Source organism: Holdemania sp., assembly GCF_986127675.1.
Window position 1 is genome coordinate 1 of the sequence record NZ_CFQZWI010000183.1, and the last position, 2226, is coordinate 2226.

Genomic DNA, 2226 nt, shown 5'->3' on the forward strand with positions numbered 1-2226 from the left:
GACGTGTGCTCTTCCGATCTCCTATACCCGCGCGCTGGAACGGGCCGTACAGATCATGAAGGAAGACAACATCGACGAACATTACTCGATTACCATCGCGCACGTCGACGCACCGCAGACCGCCGAGCAGCTGGCCGCCATCCTGCGCCGCACCTTCCCGAAAACCGAAATTCAGATCATCAAGCTCGTCAACGTCGTCGCCGTTCACACCGGACTGAACACGCAGGCGATTCAATATTTCAGAAAGCTGGATTAGCCGTCAATCGCGACGGCTTTTCTGTTGCTTCAGAAAGTGAAGACTGTGTGAACATTTCATGTGAAATCATGTGAAGTCTGTAAACACGTGTTTACAAGATTGCGAAAATCGGTATAATAGTTTGCATGAGGTGATGATGATGGAAGATGCAATCCGCAAGGTCCTCGAAGATTTATTCAATCTGCAGCCGCTGATGCTCAACCGGTCCATGGGAATCGCGCAGAACGAGAATTTCAGCCCTGTTCAATTATATGTTTTATTCACGCTGCAGTGCCGTGAGGAAATGACGCTGGCCGACTGCTGCCGGCAGACATTGATTTCCAAGCAGCAGCTGTCCAAGCTGATCGACGGTTTAGTCACACGCGGGATCGTCGACCGCAAGCCCAACCCCAACAACCGCCGCAGCATTCTGATTTCGATCAGTCCCCAGGGCGGCGAAATCCTGCGCCAGTATAAAGAAAAGCAAATCCGGCATCTGACGCCGTATTTCGCCCAGCTCAGCGCAGACGAACTGGCGACGCTGCACCGCAGCTTTCAGGAGATTACGCAGATCATGCGCAAGCTACATTATAAGGAGAACGATAACCATGCTTGAAAAAATTAAAAACGCGCTGTTTCGCTTTATGAACGGCCGCTACGGCACCGATGCGCTGAACAACTTCCTGTTGTTTGCATCCCTGGCCGTCCTGCTTGTCAACACGCTGACGTTTAAGAGCGTATTCCTCGGCCTGCTGGGCGACGTACTGATCTTCGCCTCCCTGTTCCGCACGCTTTCCCGCAACCTCTGGAAACGCCAGAAAGAAAACATCAAATTTATGGAACTGACCCGGCCGGTCCGCTCCGCCTTCTCACTGATCAAAAAGAACGCCAGTGATAAAGAGCACAAATATTTCAGCTGCCCGCATTGCCATCAAACGGTCCGCGTGCCGCGGGGACACGGGAAGATTGAAATCACCTGTCCGCGCTGCAAGACGACCTTCGAGAGAAAGTCGTAGGGCGCGATGATGGGATCCTTTGTTTATTTTTTCATTCTGTTAATTATTCTGCAGGTGCTCTCGCCGCTGCTTTACGCCTATCCGCTGGTCGGACTGCTGTTATGGGTCGGGATCATCGGCTGGTTTCTGTACCGCAATAAAAAACAGCGCGAAGCTTTCTACAAAGCGCAGCAGCAGCAACAAGATTATTACCAGCAGCAACAGCAGGACGCCGGTTATTCACAAACTCAATCCCGTCCGCACGTCGATGAAAAAGATGTGATCGACGCGGAATATACCGAGCATGAAATCAAATAGCGCAGCCCTTAGGCAAGGAAGGTTGGTCTTCTTGTGGATCAATCCGATTTAAATCCATCGTGAAAAGACAATCCGCTGATCCGGGTTGTTTTTTTCTGCGATCACGGCCTTCGTTTTCCTGTTTCTCATGCGTGTCCCCCCGCGGTTCCTCTTTTGATCTCCGCCGATCCCCTTCCGCCCGGCAGATTTCCACTTATTTTTCACATTGCGCTGGCATAGAGCCCTGGGCAAATTCATACACTTCAAATAGCTAAGGGAGGAAGTTATGGAAACGACAGAAATTTTGAAAAACATCGGTGAAAGAACTGGCGGCGATATATATTTAGGCATTGTCGGACCAGTACGGGTAGGCAAATCCACTTTCATCAAAAAGTTCATGGAGCAGGCCGTCATTCCGTATGTCGAAGACGAATACGAAAAAGGACGGATGATTGATGAACTCCCGCAATCCGGAGAAGGCAAGACGATCATGACGACGGAGCCGAAATTTGTCCCGAACAACGCCGCGACGATCGCTTTCGACGACGGCTTTACGGTCAAGGTCCGGTTAGTTGACTGCGTCGGTTTTGTCATTCCGGAAGCCAAAGGCTACAAAGATGAAAACGGCATGCGGATGGTGCGCACGCCGTGGTATGACGAAGCGATTCCATTTAATGAAGCGGCCAAGACCGGCACGCA

Annotated in this window: 4 protein-coding genes and 1 pseudogene; all 5 read left to right on the forward strand. The window is 51.1% G+C overall.

Annotated features, from left to right (window positions below):
• Window positions 1-256 (forward strand): DegV family protein (locus AC5OW4_RS15085; RefSeq protein ID WP_493677198.1); only part of this gene is annotated, 256 nt, incomplete at its 5' end.
• A gap of 139 nt (window positions 257-395) precedes the next feature.
• Complete coding sequence (locus AC5OW4_RS15090) at window positions 396-851, forward strand: MarR family winged helix-turn-helix transcriptional regulator (protein ID WP_195396878.1); 456 nt, start codon at window positions 396-398, stop codon at window positions 849-851.
• Window positions 844-1251 carry a hypothetical protein gene (locus tag AC5OW4_RS15095; RefSeq protein WP_195548121.1) on the forward strand — a complete coding sequence of 136 codons (408 nt, stop codon included), beginning with the start codon at window positions 844-846 and terminating at the stop codon, window positions 1249-1251. The genes AC5OW4_RS15090 and AC5OW4_RS15095 overlap by 8 nt, the downstream gene beginning before the upstream one ends.
• 9 nt (window positions 1252-1260) lie before the next feature.
• Window positions 1261-1548, forward strand: a complete 288-nt coding sequence (locus tag AC5OW4_RS15100) for a hypothetical protein (RefSeq protein ID WP_139248542.1) — start codon at window positions 1261-1263, stop codon at window positions 1546-1548.
• Between the two features lie 265 nt (window positions 1549-1813).
• Window positions 1814-2226 (forward strand): annotated as a pseudogene (locus AC5OW4_RS15105) (stage IV sporulation protein A); the annotation flags it as partial.

Coding starts and splice junctions, on each gene's coding strand:
- AC5OW4_RS15090 (WP_195396878.1), top strand. CDS start 396: ATGGAAGATGCAATCCGCAAGGTCCTCGAAGATTTATTCAATCTGCAG.
- AC5OW4_RS15095 (WP_195548121.1), top strand. CDS start 844: ATGCTTGAAAAAATTAAAAACGCGCTGTTTCGCTTTATGAACGGCCGC.
- AC5OW4_RS15100 (WP_139248542.1), top strand. CDS start 1,261: ATGGGATCCTTTGTTTATTTTTTCATTCTGTTAATTATTCTGCAGGTG.